Below are 16,337 nucleotides of genomic sequence, written 5' to 3' on the forward strand. Positions count from 1 at the left end.
GAATGGCCCTCTAGATAGGTGGCGCACGGGGGTCAAGCCAAGATTGCAGAGTTTTTGCGCCGACCATCCGATTTCACACCGGCCCTAGCGGCAGATCGCGCGTTTTTCGCCTGCGCCCAGGCTTCGCCCCGCGGACCAAAGTACAGCTATCTTCGGGCGCGGCTTGCGTTATGAGGACACAACGGGCGACAATGGCGATGCCCTTCGCGGAACCCACCCATGATTTTTCGGGCCATGATTTTTCGGGGACGACTTCATCGATGCGAAACGAACAAGGCGCGATCCTGCCGATTTCCCGGCGCGGATTGCTTGCAAGCAGCGCGGCCACCGTGGCCATGACGGCAACCCCGCCGCTATCGTCCACTGCCGCCGCGGCCCAGGCGGATGACGTGCCGACCGAATCGCTCCGCTTCAACGTCAATGGAGAGGATCGCTCGCTCCAGCTCGACACGCGGGTCACGTTGCTGGATGCGCTGCGCGAACATCTGAAGCTGACCGGCACGAAGAAGGGTTGCGATCACGGCCAGTGCGGCGCCTGCACGGTTATGGTGAATGGCGAGCGGATCAACAGCTGCCTGTCCTTCGCGGTCATGCACCAGGACGACCAGATCGTGACGATCGAGGGGCTGGGAACACCCGGCGACCTCCACCCGATGCAGGCCGCCTTCGTCGAGCATGACGGCTATCAGTGCGGCTATTGCACGCCGGGCCAGATCTGCTCCGCCGTGGCCGTGCTCGACGAGATCCGCAAGGGCATCCCCAGCCATGTCAGCGACGACCTGACCGGCGATTTCGCCCCCACCGAAATGGAAATGCGCGAGCGGATGAGCGGCAATATCTGCCGCTGCGGCGCCTATTCCAACATTGCCGAGGCGATGGCCCAAGTCGCGGGAGAGCAGGTCGCGGGAGAGCAGGTCCCGGGAGAGAGCGCATGAAGGCTTTCACTTACGAGCGCGCCAAAAGCCCGGCGGAAGCTGCGCGCGCCGTGAACGAGCGCACCGGCGCCAAGTTCATCGCCGGCGGCACCAATCTGATCGATTTGATGAAGATCGAGGTGGAGACACCGACCCACCTGGTCGACATCAACGGGCTGGGTCTCGACACGGTCGAGCGTACCGAGGACGGCGGCCTGCGGATCGGCGCGCTGGTGTCGAACACCGATCTAGCAGCGCACGAAACGGTTCGCCGCGATTACGGCGTGCTGACCCGCGCCATCGTGGCCGGCGCTTCGGGACAGCTTCGCAACAAGGCGACTACGGCAGGCAATCTGCTGCAGCGCACGCGCTGTTCCTATTTCTACGACACCAACCAGCCCTGCAACAAGCGCGTCCCCGGATCGGGCTGCGCCGCGCTTGAAGGCTATTCGCGGCCACTGGGCATGCTGGGCGTCAGCGAGCTGTGCATCGCGACCTATCCCGGCGACATGGCGGTGGCCATGCGCGTGCTCGACGCCGGGGTGGAGACCGTGAAGCCGGATGGCACCACGCGGACCATCCCCATCGCCGATTTCCACCGCACCTGGGACACCGCGCCGGAACGGGACAATGTGCTCGAAAAGGGTGAGCTGATCACTGCCGTCACGCTGCCGAAACCTTTGGGCGGGACGCATATCTATCGCAAGGTGCGCGACCGCGCATCCTATGCGTTCGCGCTGGTATCGGTCGCGGCGGTGATGCAGCCGGACGGCACCGGGCGCTTCGCCGTTGGTGGCGTGGGATCGAAACCATGGCGCAGCGCCGCTGCCGACGCGCAATTGCGCAACGGCGCGTCTGCGGCGGCACGGGTTCTGACGCAGGGCGCGGTCACGACCGAGGAGAACGCCTTCAAGGTTCCGCTGGTGGAACGCACGCTGGCCGCAGTTCTTGCGGAAGCGCGGGCAAAAGGAAACGCGGCATGAAGTTCGACCAGCCCGCGGGCACCAATCCGATCGACCGCATGAAGCTGGTCGGCAAGGCGACCAACCGGATCGACGGGCCGGTCAAGACGACCGGTCTCGCCCCCTATGCCTATGAACGGCACGATGTCGCGGACGGGCAGCTTTACGGCTATGTCCTGGGCTCAGCCATCGCCAAGGGGCGCATCGCATCGATGGACCTGTCCCAGGCGAAAGCCGCGCCCGGCGTGGTGGGCATCGTCTCGACGCTGGACCACGAACCTGTGCCGCTGCTGGGGTTCAACGCGGCGAACCTGTTCGGTGGCCCTGTTATCCAGCACTATCACCAGGCCATCGCGCTGGTGGTGGCGGACAGTTTCGAACAGGCCCGCGCCGCCACATCGCTGATCCGCGTCAAATACGACCGCGAGGACGGGCAGTTCGACCTTTCCGCCATCGCGCCGACGGCTCCGCTGAAGGAGGACAGCGAGGTTCGCCATGGCGACTTCGATGCGGCCTTCGGGCAGGCGGCGGTAACCCTCGACCAGACCTATACCACGCCCGATGAAAGCCATGCGATGATGGAATGCCATTCCAGCATCGCCGACTGGTCGGGCGACAAGGTCACGATCTGGACGTCGAACCAGATGATCCAGTGGAACAAGCGCTCGCTGGCCGCCGCGCTGCAGGTTCCGGAAGAGAACGTGCGCGTCGATTCGCCTTACCTGGGCGGCGGCTTCGGTTCGAAACTGTTCCTGCGCAGCGATGCCGTGCTGGCCGCGCTGGCGGCCAGGCAGGTCGGCAAGCCGGTCAAGGTGATGCTGCCGCGCCCCTTCGTGTTCAACAATACAACGCATCGCCCCGCCACCATCCAGCACATCAAGCTGGGCGCGGGCAGGGACGGCAGGCTGACCGCGATCTCGCACGTCTCGATCAACGGCAATCTGCCGAACGGCGATATCGAGACCGCGACCGCGCAGACCGAACTGCTCTATGCGGGCGAGAACCGGCTGACGCAGGTGCGGCTGGGCGTGCTGAACCTGCCCGAAGGCAATGCCATGCGCGCGCCGGGCGAGGCTCCCGGCCTGATGGCGCTGGAAATCGCGATGGACGAGCTTGCGGAAAAGCTCGACATGAACCCGGTGGATTTGCGCATCGTGAACGATACGCAGGTCGATCCGGTCAATCCCGACCGGCCCTTCAGCCAGCGGCAGATGATCGAATGCCTGCAGCGCGGCGCAGCCGAATTCGGCTGGAACGAGGGCAAGGCCTATCCCCGGCCGGGCCAGCGGCGCGAGGGCGAGTGGCTGATCGGCACCGGCATGGCGGTGGGTTTCCGCAACCATATACTGATGAAATCGGGCGCGCGGGTCCGCCTGTCCCCCGAAGGGCGCGTCATCGTCGAGACCGACATGACCGACATCGGCACCGGCACCTATACGATCATCGCGCAGACCGCGGCCGAGATGATGGGCGTGCCGCTGGATGCCGTGACCGTCAGGCTGGGCGATTCGAGCTATCCCGCTTCGGCTGGGTCGGGCGGCCAATGGGGCGCGGCCAATTCGACTGCGGGCGTCTATGCCGCCTGCGTCAAGCTGCGCGAGCAGGCAGCGGCGGCAGCCGGCTTCAGCGCGGCGGACGATGTCGATTTCGCCGATGGAGAGATCCGAGCGTCAGGACGCGCGGTGCCGCTGCGGCAGGCAGCCTCTGGCGGAGAGCTGGTAGCCGAGGATGCCATCGAATACGGCGATCTTAACAAGCGTTTCCAGCAATCGACCTTCGCCGGTCATTTCGTCGAGATGGCGGTCAACGCCTTTACCGGAGAGCCGCGGATTCGCCGCATGCTGGCGGTCTGTGCCGCAGGGCGGATCCTGAACCCCAAGGCGGCGCGCAGCCAGGTGATCGGCGCGATGACCATGGGCGCAGGCGCCGCCTTGATGGAGGAACTGGCCGTCGACACCCGCTTCGGCTTCTTCGTCAATCACGATCTGGCGGGATACGAGGTGCCGGTCCATGCCGACATCCCGCACCAGCAGGTGATCTTCCTGGAGGAGGCCGACGAAACGACGTCGCCGATGAAGGCGAAGGGCGTGGGCGAACTGGGCCTGTGCGGCGTGGGCGCGGCGATCGCCAATGCGATCTATAACGCGACCGGTGTGCGCGTGCGCGATTATCCGATCACGCTCGACAAGCACCTGTCGCGTCTGCCGGCCATCGCCTGACGGCTGCATGGTTCAGCGTCCGGCGCTGCCGGGGGCAAGCCCTGCGACCTGCATCGCGGCTTCCAGTTCCATGACGGCCTGCTGCAGCGCCTCGACATAGGGTTCGTTCACGGCGGCCAGGCAGGTGCGCCTGCGATCGCTCGTGCGGTCGAGCAGGGACAGCAGCAATGCCTCTCCCTCTGCGACCACGGGGCAGCATTCGCGCGCAAAGCCAAGCTGCATCCGCCCATGCACCGCCAGCAGCGTCAGAGCCCGGTGGAACGGAGCCATCGCGCCGATCAACCGCCGGTCGAGGAACAATGGCGCCACGGCGTCGGCCGGGCATTTGCGTTCGGCCACTGCGGTCACCCATTTGCGAACGGCATCGACCGTAATCCGCGCACCTTCGTCGAGATCGGCCAGATGCCGGTCGAGAAATCGATACATGCTGATTCCCTTTTCTGATCGACCGGCAGGATTTCACGTCCGCCGACATAATGCAATAGACTCGCAATAGCATTTTCCGCATAAGCGGATCGCGCTACAAATGTCCGGGACGACAGCCTGTATTTCGGGTATCTCCGCAAGCGGGTCGTGCACATTCTGTCGGGGGAATAAGCATGCGTCCCGTCATGACCACGGGTATCGTCACCGCGGCGGCCATGCTGTCGGCATGCGGCCTATCGTCCGCCGGATCGGAATCCGGCGCGGCCGGCGCCCTCCGGTTTCCCGCCAGCCTGTCCCCGTTCGGCGACGGCTATCAAGCACTAGGCGATCCCTGCCGCAGGCTTGGCGAGAGCGAGGCCGTGGCCGGTCTGCTGGACAACAGCGCGTTGCTGGTCGGCTGTCCGGCGGAAGAACAAGCCGCCGCCCTTCCGGGCGAGATCGTGGCGGCCATCGACGGGCTGACGATCGCCTCCATCCCGACGGGCGACGCCAACACCGGCATGGGCGAATACCCGGCCGCAACCGCTTCGAAGCCCGGCGGTCAGGCGACGAAACGACCATCATCTATGGTCCCGAAAGCCATGTCATCCCCGACGCGCTGGTCGTCGGAGGATGAGGATCGTCTGCGGCCTGTTCGCGGCGCTCTATCTGTGCGCGCTGGGCATACTGGCGATCGGAACCTTCGGCCTGTTCGGGCAGGAGCAGGATCCGCTCGTGGGCGCATTCCTCCTGACCATCGGCATGCCATGGATCGCGATTGCCGACCGCATCGGGATGCAGGGGGCGCTTGTCGTCATCCTTGCGCCGCTGGTCAATCTGGCGCTGCTGATGGCGACCTGCCGCCTGCTGGGCAGGGCAAGGCGCTCCCTCCCTTCCAGCGACTGGCCCTAGCCGCCGCCCGCATGCTTGGGGCCCAGCGGTCTGCCGCCCTGCGCCTCGGCGACATGTTCCGGATCGGGGGCGACCTTGCCCACCTTGCCGTCCCATTCGATGTGATACAAATCGAAGCGCCGGTCGGCGAGGTTCTTCACCGTGCCTTCCGCGCGCGCCCATGACAGGTCGGCCAGGTTCACGTCGCTCATCGTCAGCGTCTCGACATTCTCGCTCGCCTCGGCGGCGATGCCGTCGCGCGCGAAGGGGAAGTCGCACGGCGTCAGGATGCAGGACTGGGCATACTGGATGTCCATGTTGCCGACATTGGGCAGGTTCCCGACATTGCCCGCCATCACGACATAGCACTGGTTCTCGATCGCGCGGGCCTGTGCGCAATAGCGTACCCGCAGATAGCCCTGCCGGCTATCGGTGCAGAACGGCACGAAGATGATGCGCGCACCCTCGTCGACAAGGCGGCGAGCCAGTTCGGGAAACTCGCTGTCATAGCAGATCAGCACGCCGATCGGGCCGCAGTCGGTCTGGATGGCGTCGATCGAATCGCCGCCCTTGATGTTCCACCAGTAATCCTCGTTCGGAGTGGGGTGGATCTTCTCCTGCTCGTGGATCGAACCGTCGCGCAGGCAGACATAGGCGACATTGTGGATGTCGCCGTCCTCCATGCGCGTGGGATGCGACCCGCCGATGATGTTGATGTTGTATTCCAGCGCCATCTTGGACAGCGCCTTGCGGATCTTGGGTGTGTACCAGCTCAACGCCTCGATCGCTTCCTGCGGGCTCAGTTCCTTTTCCGCGAAAGAGAGCAGCGGCAGGGTGAACAGCTCGGGAAAGAGGATGAAGTCGGCTTCGTAATCGGCGGCGACATCGACGAAATATTCGATGCCGCGCATGAACTCGTCGTAATCCTTTACCGCGCGGGCCTGCAGCTGGCAGGTCGCGATACGCACCTGCTCGACCCCGCGGGGCAGGCGGAACTTGGTCGGCTGGTCGCGGTCGACGAAGGGGTTCTTCCAGACCATGCGCACCGCATAGGCCTTGGATTTCTTGTCCTCCGGCAGATAGTTCTCCATCACGCCGTCGGGCTCGAACCCGTTGGCCATCTGGAAGCGCAGCACCGGATCGTGGAGCTTGGCCTCGATCACCTTCTCCAGGTAATCCTCCGGCCCCTCGACGCGGCGCCAGAAGCGGCTGAGATTGGGCATCCGCCCCGCGAACACGATGCCGGTCAGTTCAAGCTGCTCGGCCAGCGCGCGCCGTTCCTCGTACAGTCGGCGCCCGATCCGCGTGCCGCGAACCTTGGGATCGACGCACATCTCGTAGCCGTAGAGCCAGTCGCCCGTGGGATCGTGGCGCGACCCGAAGCCGTTGCCCGTAATCTCGTCCCAGTCGTGCGGAGAAAACGCCAGCCCCTGCGCCACCCGCATCGATGCGCAATAGCCCACGATCTTGCCATCCAGCTTGGCAACGAAGCAGCCCTCGGCGAAATTGTTCATCTGGCCGCGGATCTCGCCATAGGTATAGGCGGGCATGTCGTCATAGACGCGGCGGACGAGGGCGGCGATGCCCGATACGTCGGTGGCTCGTGCCTGACGGACTTCAAGGCGGGCGCGGGTGTTGGCCATAGGGTAATCTCTGGAATTTGGCGGGTCTGGAAATGCGAAGGCACCGGCCCCGCGCGCAGCGGGACCGGTGCCATCCTAACGCACGAAACGGAAGATCAGGACCAGTTGGCCATCTTCGCTTCAAGGTTGTTGACGATCGCCTCGAAGAACTGCTCGGTCGTCATCCAGTTCTGGTCGGGGCCGATCAGCAGGGCAAGATCCTTGGTCATCGATCCGCTCTCGACGGTCTCGATGCAGACCTGCTCCAGCGTCTCGGCGAACTTCACCAGTTCGGGCGTGTCGTCGAACTTGCCGCGATACATCAGGCCGCGGGTCCATGCGAAGATCGACGCGATCGGGTTGGTGCTGGTCGCCTTGCCCTGCTGGTGCTGGCGATAGTGGCGCGTGACGGTGCCGTGCGCCGCTTCGGCTTCCACGGTCTTGCCGTCAGGCGCCATCAGCACCGACGTCATCAGGCCCAGCGAGCCATAGCCCTGCGCCACCGTGTCGGACTGCACGTCCCCGTCATAGTTCTTGCAGGCCCAGACGAACTTGCCGCTCCACTTCAGGGCCGATGCGACCATGTCGTCGATCAGGCGGTGTTCGTAGGTGATGCCCTTTTCCTCGAACTTTTCCTTGAAGCCCTCGGTGTCGAACACTTCCTGGAACAGGTCCTTGAAACGCCCGTCATAGGCCTTGAGGATCGTGTTCTTGGTCGACAGATAGACCGGCCAGCCAAGGCCCAGGCCATAGTTGAACGACGCACGCGCGAAGTCGCGGATCGAATCGTCCAAATTGTACATCGCCATGGCAACGCCGGGCGAGGGGAAGTCGAACACTTCCAGGTCCATGTCGTTCTTGCCGTCTTCGGAATCGAAGACCAGCCGCAGCTTGCCCTTGCCGGGGATCAGCGTGTCGGTGGCGCGGTACTGGTCGCCGAACGCGTGGCGGCCGACGACGATCGGATCGGTCCAGCCGGGCACAAGCCGCGGCACGTTCGAGATCACGATCGGCTCGCGGAAGACGACGCCGCCCAGGATGTTGCGGATCGTGCCGTTGGGCGAACGCCACATTTTCTTGAGGTCGAATTCCTCGACGCGCTGTTCGTCGGGGGTGATCGTGGCGCATTTCACGCCGACGCCATGTTCCTTGATGGCATTGGCGGCATCGATGGTGATCTGGTCGTCAGTCTCGTCACGCTTGGTGACGGACAGGTCGTAATATTTCAGGTCGATGTCGAGATAGGGGAGGATCAGGCGCTCGCGGATCCATTCCCAGATGATCCGCGTCATCTCGTCGCCGTCGATCTCGACGACGGGGTTCTTTACCTTGATCTTCTCCATGGGGCTTTCATCTCTCTTCGTCTGATTGGGAGGAGCACGGCGCCTGGGGCCCCGCGCACGAATGAGTCGAGCGGGTCTTAGCAAAGCGCGGCGCAGGCGCAAGGGCGCTTGCCGAATGCGCCGCCCTCGGTGGCATTGCGCGAGGGGGACGCCTACATCGCGCAGCAGCACACAAGCGACGAGGTAATGGCGACATGCAGGCATTTCAGGCAGTGATCCGGCAAACCGGCGGTCCGGATGCGATCGGTTTCGATCAGGTGGAACTGGGCAAGCCCGGCCCGGGCCAGGTCCTGATGCGGCACGAGGCGGTGGGGGTGAACTTCATCGATACCTATCACCGGTCCGGCCTCTACGAAGTGCCGCTGCCCAGCGGCCTGGGGCTCGAGGCGTCGGGCGTGGTCGAGGAGGTCGGCGAGGGCGTCGGCAATGTGCGGCCGGGCGACCGCGTGGCGACCTTCAAGTCGGGGCTGGGCGCCTATGCCAGCGCGCGTATCGTGGATGCCAAGTGGCTGGTCCCGCTGCCCGAGGCGGTCGATTTCGGACAGGCCGCGGCGCTGATGCTTAAGGGCTGCACGGCCGAGGCGCTGATCGAACGCTGCGCCGGGGTGAAGCGCGGCGATGTCGTGCTGGTCCATGCCGGGGCGGGCGCGACGGGGCAGATCATGGTCCGCTGGCTGGCCCATATCGGCGCAAGGGTCGTCGCCACGGCAAGCACCGAGGAAAAACGGGCCATCGCCAGGGCGGCAGGCGCATCTCTGGTCTGCGGCTATGGGGAGGAAGAGCTTCTCGATACCGTCCGGCAGGCGAGCGACGGCAAGGGTGCCGACGTCATATTCGACGGTGTCGGGGCCGATACGTGGGAAATGTCGCTGAAGGCGGCGAAATGCCGCGGCCTGGTCGTCAGCTTCGGCAATGCGAGCGGTCCCGTCACCGGCGTCAGCCTGGGCGCATTGTCCGCGCACGGAAGCCTGTTCACGACGCGCCCGACCATGATGCACTATTACGCCAAGGACGACGAATTTCGTGCCGGGACCAGCCGCCTGATGCAGATGATCGCCGACGGGATCGTGCATGCCGACATCGGCATCCGCCTGCCGCTGCAGGACGCCGCGAAGGCGCACCGGATGCTGGAAGACCGCAAGACGGTGGGCGCGACGATCCTGAAGCCCTGACGACGGCTGCCGGGCCGGTTCGCGCGATGCGCCGACCGGTCCCGGTCATGAGGCCGCGCAGCCGGACAAAGAGCCGGACGGCCTGCGTCGATTATCGGGGAGCCGCGATGGTGGGCGTAGGAAGGATTGAACTTCCGACCCCTGCGATGTCAACACAGTGCTCTACCACTGAGCTATACGCCCACTCTGTCGCGGTGTGCCAGCCGGTTCGTCCCGGAAGGCAGGCGCGTCCCCTAGCGATGGTTTTCGCGCTGTTCAAGCCTAAACGTCAGCGGGGCCGAAAATTCCTGCCGGTCGCCTGGGGAAAGGGGCCTAACGCTCGAGGCTGGCGACATTCTCGTCGAACAGGCGCTCGACTTCGAGCACCAGGTCGCGCAGGTGGAACGGCTTGGACAGCACGCGCGCCTGCGGCGCCTCGCGGCTGGCCTTCATGGTCACGGCCGCGAACCCGGTGATGAACATTACCTTGGTCGACGGCGAAATCTTGGCGCAGCGCTGCGCCAGTTCAATGCCGTCCATCTCGGGCATCACGATATCGGACAGCAGCAGGTCGAAATGCTCGTTCGTCAGCAAGGGCAGCGCATGGGTGCCGCGATCGACCGCCACCACGTCATACCCCGCATTCTCCAGCGCGCGGGCGAGGTAGGTGCGCATCGATTCCTCGTCTTCGGCAAGTAGAATGCGAATCATGGAAGTCACAAAGGCCCCTCTTGTCCTGATGTCATGACGGCCATCCCCCTCCCCAAGGCGGCCACCGAACTGCGAACCCCTATATACCATCCTCTCGATAAGGGGAGGTTTTGACGCACTCTGTGTAGCTTTGAAACAGGCAGCCATTGACCCGTGCCGTTCCTCGTCGCAGCCTGCCGCCGATGAATGACAACATGCCGCAGCGAAACAAGGGCGAATCGTGGCCGGGAGAGCGCCAGAAGGCGGCTTTCGGCGGTATCGAAAGCGGCGGATCCGTGCCGGGAACGTCCCGGCCCGCGTTCACCATGCACCGCGGCGGGCCGTCCGCACTGCCGGTGCTGATCGCGGTGCCGCATGCGGGAAGGGCCTATGCGCCCGGCGTGCTCGAGGCGATGCGACACGGCGCACCGGCCGCCCACCGGCTCGAGGATCGCTTCGTCGACCTTGTCGGCCGCGCCGCGGCAAGCGACTGCGGGGCAAGCCTGTTGCTGGCCCATGTACCGCGGGCCATCATCGATCTGAACCGCGATCTCGGCGACATCGACCGCGGAATGTTCTCCGGCGACCCGCCCGTGCCGCGACCCGAAACGACGGGCATGCCGTACCAGCAGCCCCGCTCGGCCCGCGGGCTTGGGCTGTTTCCCAGGCGGCTGCCGGGCATGGGCGAATTGTGGCGCCAGCCGATGACCAGCGAAGAGGCGGACCGGCGCATCGCGGGGGTTCACGTGCCCTATCACCTCGCGCTGGACGCGGAGCTCGACCGCCTGCGCGAGATGCACGGCCATGCCATACTGATAGACCTGCATTCGATGCCCAGCCTTCCGAAACAGGGCAGGGCGCCTGCCGCGACCCATGTGCTGGGCGACCGTTTCGGAGCAAGCTGCGCTTCGGCCTTGTCGGGGGCGGCGATGGAATTGCTGGCCCGCTCGTTCGGCTCTCCCGCCTATAACCGCCCATATGCCGGCGGCTATGTCCTAGACCGGCATGGGCGGCCCAGGCGGGACATTCATGCCGTGCAGCTTGAGATCGACCGCGCGCGCTATCTGGACGATCAAGGGCAGCCCATGGAAGGCGGCGTCGCTGGCGAGACGCGGCTTGTCGCCCGACTGGCCGAAGTGCTGACCGCCGTGCTACGTGGCAGCAGCAGATATTCCGAAGCCGCCGAATAAAGGCGGGCCATTCGCTACGGGCCATAAAAAACCACCTCGCGCACATGGCACGAGGTGGTCAAGGTTCAGGGAGGTGGTGCAATCGCTCGCACCAGTCCGCGGGGCCATGAGGGAAGCCCGCAACGGACAATTCGAGATATATGCGATCGGCCTGGCTGTTGCAAGAAGGCATCAATCAACAAAAAACATTATTCGGGAAAATCTGTCGCATTTCCGGTCAGAAATGCGACAGACCGAAGTTCAGCGCCGTTCAGACGTTCGCCTGTACCTTCACCGGGCCTTTGCCCTGACCGATCTGGCGCGCGAAGATATCGCGGGTCAGGTCCAGCGAGAAAAGATGCGCGAAGATCAGGGCGATCAACCCGTTCTGGTTCCAGCCGCGCAGGACATCGCCGCGCAGTTCGCGCAGCTTGGCCTGGTCCACCATCTGGAAGCCGCGATACACGAACGGCTGCTCGCTGTCGTCGCGTCGGATAGAGACTTCGCCGTCCATCAGCAGATCGTGCTTCTTCAGCTCGTCCATGAAGTTCTGCGTCTTCATGCCCGCCTGTTCGAACTGCTCGTTGAACTTCAGGATGTTCTGCGTTGCGGTGCTGGGCTGCCCGTCGGTGAACAGCGCCTCGCCCTCGTCGAATTCGCCGACCAGGCCGCTATCGGGATCGACGCACAGCGAAAGCTGGTCGCTCTGCGCATCCAGCTTGGCCAGCAGGAACGGATAGCGGCGCACATAGGCGGGCACGTAGACCGTGTCGATCATCGTGCCTTCGTCGTCGAAATAGGTGTTCACACCCTCGTTCAGACCCATAAGCGCGATGGGGACGGGGTTGTTGCCGGCGGTGAACACGATCGGGAAATGGCGCTGCGCCTGGGGGAATTCCTCGACCGTCAGCGGAATGGCGTGGTTCCCGGCAAGCCAGGGGGCCTTGTCCGTGCTCCTCGCGCGCCAGTTGGCATGCGCGCTTGAGTTGAGCGGGATAAGGTTGTTGTAGAACAGCGGAAGATTAGCCTTTTGCGGCGCGCTCGCCATGGGAAGTCTCCAGAAATCTGAATGGATCGAAACCGGGTGCGTGGGAACGCTGGCTCTGGCCCGGCGCTTTAGGCGCTGGACCGCACGGGTGCAAGGCAAGGAACGCGGTTCGGCGGGCGTTTCGGGGAAAAACTGCCGTAAGTCCGCCGCACGGCGACAGGCCCCTGCCGCGGCGATCAGCCTTTCGGGGCGACGAGCTTGCCCGGATTCAGCAGCCCATGGGGATCGAGAGCCTGCTTCACCGCGCGCATGACGTCCATCGCCACCGGATCGCGCGTTTCCTGCAGGGCCTTCAGCTTGTCCTGCCCGATCCCGTGTTCAGCGCTGATCGATCCGCCGTGATCGGTGACCATGCGATAGACGAGCTCGCTGATGCGCGCTCCATCGCCGCGCTCCCACTCATCGACATCGACGCCTTGCGGAGCGATCGTATGCAGATGGATATTGCCGTCGCCCAGATGGCCGAAGCCGACCACTTCGACGCCGGGGAACTGCTCGGGTATCTCGCGTTCGGCCCGGTCCAGCAGGTCGGGCATCAGTTCGACCGGGACCGAGATGTCGTGCTGGCGGGCGGGGCCGCGCTGCCGTTCGGCAGAGGCGACATTTTCGCGCAGTTCCCAGAACGCCTCGGCCTGCGTCTCGTTCGCGGCGATCACCGCATCATCGATCAGTCCGCTTTCGAACGCATTCGCCAGCACATTCTCGACCGCTTCGCCCAGCGACGCGGCCGCATCCCTGTCAGCGTCGAATTCCATCAGCACGTTCCAGCCATGACGCTGCGCCAGCGGCGGCTGCGCATCGGGCATATAGACCAGCACATGGTCGAGGCAGTCGCGCGGTATCACCTCGAACCCTTCCAGCGCCTGTGGAAGCGCCTGCTGGCAATGCAGCAAAAGGCGCCGCGCATCGTGGATGGTGTCGACCCCTGCCCACGCGACGCGCCGCTCGGCAATCGCGGGGATCAGCCGGACGACCGCCCGGGTGACGATGCCCAGCGTCCCTTCCGAACCGATCCACAATTGCTTCAGGTCGAAGCCGCGATTGTCCTTTTTAAGCGCGGAAGTCAGGTCCAGGATCGACCCGTCGGCCAGTACCACTTCCAGCCCCTCCACCAGCGCACGCATGGTGCCGTGGCGCAGGACCTGGGTGCCGCCCGCATTGGTCGAAATCAGCCCGCCGACGGTCGCCGAACCCTTGCCGCCCAGTGAAAGGGGAAAGCGCAGATCCTGTGCCGCCGCCGCTTCGTGCAAGGTCTGCAGTATCACGCCCGCGCCGCAGTCCGCCGTCGATGTCGCCGCATCGATGCGCAGGGCGTTCATGCGGCGCAGCGACAGCAGGATCGCCTGCCCGCTTTCGTCCGGGGTCGCTCCGCCCACCATGCCACTATTGCCGCCCTGGGGCACCAGCGGGACGTTCATGCGCGCACACAGCCTGACCAGCGCCGACAGTTCAGCGGCAGTTTCGGGCTGGGCAAGGGCGCGCGCCTTGCCGTGATAGCGGCCCCGCCAGTCGGTTAGCCACGGCTCGATCATTTCGGGGTCCACGAGAAGGCCGCGTGTGCCGAGAATGTCCTGTGCCCCGCTGACGACGGGATCGGGTCTGGTGATCGTTTCGCTCATGCCGTGCCTCATGCCACAGCTATGAACGATCCCGCAATCGGCGGCGGTTCAGCGGACGTTAAATGCCGGCCCTGCAAGGCACCGCCCGGGACGCGCCGCGATCGCTTTTGCGCGGCTGGGCTGACAAGGGACGGACACTGCCTATGGCGAGCGGGCTTGCCTTTCTTGCAGCGATCATGCTTGGCCATGCTGCCGTACCGGTCGAAATGCGCGGCGATCCGGCCGGCCCCCGTTCCGACCAGATCTTTAGCGAATCGTTCGAGCCCGTTCAGCACCAGCTGCGGGTCGAGCGCAGGGTCATCGTCCGCATCACGCCATTTAGCGCAAGGCGGTCTCGATCGGACATGCCGGTCCCCTCGGCGACCGAACTGGCGCGCGCGGAATCGAGCGCCAGCGACGTGAAGGGCGGCTGCATCCCGCTGGGGGATGTCGCCGGCGTGCGGCTAGCCGAAGGGCGGCGCATCCTGCTGTTCATGCGCGACCGCAGCATCGTTTCCGCCAGTTTCGAGCGGTCCTGCCCGGTTCAGGCGTTCTATTCGGGCTTCTATGTCGAACGCCCGAAAGACGGAATGCTGTGCGCCGGGCGAGAGAGGCTGCATGCCCGGTCGGGCGCGGATTGCACGCTGGGCGGTTTTTCGCGTTTGCCGCCCGAGGAGAAGGACAAGGATTAGGCGCCAGACGCCGCCTGACCGACTCGCGCTTTCCCTTGACTTTTGGCCTGCTGCGCGCATAGGCGGCTGGCCGGTACGCCGGTGGTCGCCCTGTTGACGCAATTCGCGCATCAGGTGTCGCCGATTTCGCGGGACGGGTCATGGCCCGCTTTCCGCCATATCCGTTTAACACGTCCTGCAGGATCACTGAATGAAGTTTGCCGATCTCGGCCTATCCGACGAATTGCTGAAATCGGTCTCCACGGCCGGTTACGATGAGCCGACTGCCATTCAGGCGCAGGCGATCCCGTCGGTCCTGATGATGCGCGACCTGATCGGGATCGCGCAGACCGGCACCGGCAAGACCGCCAGCTTCGTTCTGCCCATGATCGACATCCTGGCCCACGGCCGCCGGCGCGCGCGCATGCCGCGTTCGCTGATCCTGGAACCGACGCGCGAACTGGCCGCCCAGGTGGCTGAGAATTTCGAGAATTACGGATCGAACCACGATCTGAAGATGGCGCTGCTGATCGGCGGCGTGCAGATGGGCGACCAGGTCAAGGCGCTGGACGAAGGTGTCGACGTGCTGATCGCCACACCGGGCCGCCTGATGGATCTGTTCGAGCGGGGCAAGATCCTGCTGACCGGCTGCGACTTGCTGGTGATCGACGAGGCGGACCGCATGCTGGACATGGGGTTCATCCCGGATATTGAGCATATCTGCACCAAGCTGCCGACCAATCGCCAGACGCTGCTGTTTTCCGCGACCATGCCGCCGCCGATCAAGAAGCTGGCCGACAAGTTCCTCTCGAACCCCAAGACGATCGAGGTCAGCCGCGCGGCCAGCACGAACAAGGATATCGAGCAGTTCAAGATCCGCACCTCTGCCAGGGCGAAGCGCGACGTGCTGCGCAAGTTGCTGGTCGAGGACAATGTCAGCACCGCCATCGTCTTTGCCAATCGCAAGACCACGGTGCGCGATCTGAACAAGAGCCTGCAGCGCGACGGTTTCAAGACCGGCGAGATCCATGGCGACATGGACCAGTCCTCGCGCCTGGCCGAGCTGGCGCTGTTCAAGGAAGGCAAGATCAACATCCTGTGCGCCAGCGACGTCGCCGCGCGCGGGCTGGACGTGAAGGGCGTCAGCCACGTCTTCAACTATGACACGCCGTGGCATCCCGACGACTATGTCCACCGCGTCGGCCGCACGGGCCGGGCGGGGGCCAAGGGGCGTGCCTTCACCTTCGTCACCGCCGAGGACGCCGAGGCGATTTCGAACGTCGAGAAGCTGACGGGCAACGAGATTCCGGTGTTCGACCTGGCCGAAAGCGAAGGGCAGGGCGAGGAGCGCGAGGAAAAGCGCGAGCGCAAGCCGCGCGCCGAGAAGCCCAAGCGCGAGGCGAAGCCCCGCCGGGAACGCGAACCCAGGCCCGAAAGCCGCGAGCGCGAGCCCAAGCCCGACGAAAGCCGCGAAAGCGAGCCGAAGCGCGAAGTTCGCGAGCGCGCACCCAGAAGCGAGAGCCGTAAGGAACCCGCACCGCGCCGCGACCGCCGCGATCACCGCGAAGAGCCGAGCAAGCCCGGCGAGTGGAATGGTCCGATCCCCGAATTCCTGGGATTCTCCGCGGGCTGAAGGGCCGGATCCGGGGCCCGC

Annotated in this window: 15 protein-coding genes and 1 tRNA gene; 8 read left to right on the forward strand and 8 right to left on the reverse strand. The window is 64.9% G+C overall.

The genetic code is table 11. The features are described from left to right. Positions 1–73: 73 nt before the first annotated feature. Entirely contained in the window at positions 74–337 is a 264-nt protein-coding gene (locus A9D14_RS19780; protein ID WP_198302088.1) for a hypothetical protein, read from the reverse strand. Here A9D14_RS19780 and paoA point away from each other — a divergent pair. The 3 genes from paoA to paoC are packed head-to-tail and all read left to right on the forward strand — an operon-like array spanning position 336 to position 4,095. Next, positions 336–935, forward strand: coding sequence for an aldehyde dehydrogenase iron-sulfur subunit PaoA (paoA, locus tag A9D14_RS04355; protein WP_415877352.1), 600 nt, complete (start codon positions 336–338; stop codon positions 933–935). The two genes, A9D14_RS19780 and paoA, sit on opposite strands and share 2 nt — an antisense overlap. Further along, complete coding sequence (locus A9D14_RS04360; protein ID WP_066843250.1) at positions 932–1,897, forward strand: FAD binding domain-containing protein; 966 nt, start codon at positions 932–934, stop codon at positions 1,895–1,897. Before paoA ends, A9D14_RS04360 begins: the two co-directional genes overlap by 4 nt. After that, positions 1,894–4,095, forward strand: a complete 2,202-nt coding sequence (gene paoC / locus A9D14_RS04365) for an aldehyde oxidoreductase molybdenum-binding subunit PaoC (protein WP_066843252.1) — start codon at positions 1,894–1,896, stop codon at positions 4,093–4,095. Before A9D14_RS04360 ends, paoC begins: the two co-directional genes overlap by 4 nt. A gap of 12 nt (positions 4,096–4,107) precedes the next feature. On the opposite strand, the gene A9D14_RS04370 is transcribed toward paoC, so the two are convergent. After that, positions 4,108–4,521 carry a hypothetical protein gene (locus A9D14_RS04370; RefSeq protein ID WP_066843253.1) on the reverse strand — a complete coding sequence of 138 codons (414 nt, stop codon included), beginning with the start codon at positions 4,519–4,521 and terminating at the stop codon, positions 4,108–4,110. Positions 4,522–5,133: 612 nt separating this feature from the next. Between A9D14_RS04370 and A9D14_RS04375 the strand changes: the two genes are divergently transcribed. Next, positions 5,134–5,412, forward strand: coding sequence for a hypothetical protein (locus A9D14_RS04375; RefSeq protein WP_066843255.1), 279 nt, complete (start codon positions 5,134–5,136; stop codon positions 5,410–5,412). Here A9D14_RS04375 and A9D14_RS04380 read toward each other — a convergent pair. Continuing rightward, the gene (locus A9D14_RS04380) at positions 5,409–7,034 is read right to left on the reverse strand and encodes a bifunctional GNAT family N-acetyltransferase/carbon-nitrogen hydrolase family protein (protein ID WP_066843257.1); all 1,626 of its coding nucleotides are present in this window, start codon (positions 7,032–7,034) and stop codon (positions 5,409–5,411) included. The genes A9D14_RS04375 and A9D14_RS04380 overlap by 4 nt on opposite strands. Positions 7,035–7,129: 95 nt before the next feature. Next, the gene (locus A9D14_RS04385; protein WP_066843258.1) at positions 7,130–8,356 is read right to left on the reverse strand and encodes an NADP-dependent isocitrate dehydrogenase; all 1,227 of its coding nucleotides are present in this window, start codon (positions 8,354–8,356) and stop codon (positions 7,130–7,132) included. A gap of 194 nt (positions 8,357–8,550) precedes the next feature. On the opposite strand from A9D14_RS04385, the gene A9D14_RS04390 reads away from it, so the two are divergent. Further along, positions 8,551–9,528: a quinone oxidoreductase family protein gene (locus tag A9D14_RS04390; protein WP_066843260.1), complete on the forward strand. Its 978-nt coding sequence runs from the start codon at positions 8,551–8,553 to the stop codon at positions 9,526–9,528. A gap of 108 nt (positions 9,529–9,636) precedes the next feature. Here the strand turns inward: A9D14_RS04390 and A9D14_RS04395 are convergent. Then, positions 9,637–9,711: transfer RNA gene (locus A9D14_RS04395), tRNA-Val, on the reverse strand. 129 nt (positions 9,712–9,840) lie between these two features. Continuing rightward, positions 9,841–10,218, reverse strand: coding sequence for a cell cycle two-component system response regulator CpdR (gene cpdR / locus A9D14_RS04400; protein WP_066843267.1), 378 nt, complete (start codon positions 10,216–10,218; stop codon positions 9,841–9,843). 194 nt (positions 10,219–10,412) lie between these two features. Here cpdR and A9D14_RS04405 point away from each other — a divergent pair, with 194 nt between their 5' ends. After that, entirely contained in the window at positions 10,413–11,387 is a 975-nt protein-coding gene (locus A9D14_RS04405) for an N-formylglutamate amidohydrolase (RefSeq protein WP_066848234.1), read from the forward strand. Between the two features lie 250 nt (positions 11,388–11,637). Here the strand turns inward: A9D14_RS04405 and A9D14_RS04410 are convergent, their stop codons facing one another. Beyond that, positions 11,638–12,414 carry a SapC family protein gene (locus A9D14_RS04410; RefSeq protein ID WP_066843269.1) on the reverse strand — a complete coding sequence of 259 codons (777 nt, stop codon included), beginning with the start codon at positions 12,412–12,414 and terminating at the stop codon, positions 11,638–11,640. 176 nt (positions 12,415–12,590) lie between these two features. After that, the gene (locus A9D14_RS04415; protein WP_066843271.1) at positions 12,591–14,033 is read right to left on the reverse strand and encodes an FAD-binding oxidoreductase; all 1,443 of its coding nucleotides are present in this window, start codon (positions 14,031–14,033) and stop codon (positions 12,591–12,593) included. Between the two features lie 143 nt (positions 14,034–14,176). Between A9D14_RS04415 and A9D14_RS04420 the strand changes: the two genes are divergently transcribed. Beyond that, positions 14,177–14,704 carry a hypothetical protein gene (locus tag A9D14_RS04420; protein ID WP_066843273.1) on the forward strand — a complete coding sequence of 176 codons (528 nt, stop codon included), beginning with the start codon at positions 14,177–14,179 and terminating at the stop codon, positions 14,702–14,704. A gap of 190 nt (positions 14,705–14,894) precedes the next feature. Then, positions 14,895–16,316, forward strand: a complete 1,422-nt coding sequence (locus tag A9D14_RS04425; RefSeq protein WP_066843275.1) for a DEAD/DEAH box helicase — start codon at positions 14,895–14,897, stop codon at positions 16,314–16,316. Positions 16,317–16,337: the final 21 nt, after the last annotated feature.

Origin of the sequence: Croceicoccus marinus, assembly GCF_001661675.2 — a bacterium.
GTDB classification, from domain to species: Bacteria; Pseudomonadota; Alphaproteobacteria; order Sphingomonadales; family Sphingomonadaceae; genus Croceicoccus; species Croceicoccus marinus.

Bases quoted from the DNA above. Each gene is read 5' to 3' on its own strand.
- A9D14_RS04360 (WP_066843250.1), top strand. From the start codon at position 932: ATGAAGGCTTTCACTTACGAGCGCGCCAAAAGCCCGGCGGAAGCTGCG.
- A9D14_RS04370 (WP_066843253.1), bottom strand. From the start codon at position 4,521: ATGTATCGATTTCTCGACCGGCATCTGGCCGATCTCGACGAAGGTGCG.
- A9D14_RS04410 (WP_066843269.1), bottom strand. From the start codon at position 12,414: ATGGCGAGCGCGCCGCAAAAGGCTAATCTTCCGCTGTTCTACAACAAC.
- A9D14_RS04390 (WP_066843260.1), top strand. From the start codon at position 8,551: ATGCAGGCATTTCAGGCAGTGATCCGGCAAACCGGCGGTCCGGATGCG.
- A9D14_RS04380 (WP_066843257.1), bottom strand. From the start codon at position 7,034: ATGGCCAACACCCGCGCCCGCCTTGAAGTCCGTCAGGCACGAGCCACC.
- A9D14_RS04425 (WP_066843275.1), top strand. From the start codon at position 14,895: ATGAAGTTTGCCGATCTCGGCCTATCCGACGAATTGCTGAAATCGGTC.
- A9D14_RS04385 (WP_066843258.1), bottom strand. From the start codon at position 8,356: ATGGAGAAGATCAAGGTAAAGAACCCCGTCGTCGAGATCGACGGCGAC.
- A9D14_RS04415 (WP_066843271.1), bottom strand. From the start codon at position 14,033: ATGAGCGAAACGATCACCAGACCCGATCCCGTCGTCAGCGGGGCACAG.
- A9D14_RS04405 (WP_066848234.1), top strand. From the start codon at position 10,413: ATGCCGCAGCGAAACAAGGGCGAATCGTGGCCGGGAGAGCGCCAGAAG.
- cpdR (WP_066843267.1), bottom strand. From the start codon at position 10,218: ATGATTCGCATTCTACTTGCCGAAGACGAGGAATCGATGCGCACCTAC.
- A9D14_RS04375 (WP_066843255.1), top strand. From the start codon at position 5,134: ATGAGGATCGTCTGCGGCCTGTTCGCGGCGCTCTATCTGTGCGCGCTG.
- paoA (WP_415877352.1), top strand. From the start codon at position 336: ATGACGGCAACCCCGCCGCTATCGTCCACTGCCGCCGCGGCCCAGGCG.
- paoC (WP_066843252.1), top strand. From the start codon at position 1,894: ATGAAGTTCGACCAGCCCGCGGGCACCAATCCGATCGACCGCATGAAG.
- A9D14_RS19780 (WP_198302088.1), bottom strand. From the start codon at position 337: ATGGCCACGGTGGCCGCGCTGCTTGCAAGCAATCCGCGCCGGGAAATC.
- A9D14_RS04420 (WP_066843273.1), top strand. From the start codon at position 14,177: ATGGCGAGCGGGCTTGCCTTTCTTGCAGCGATCATGCTTGGCCATGCT.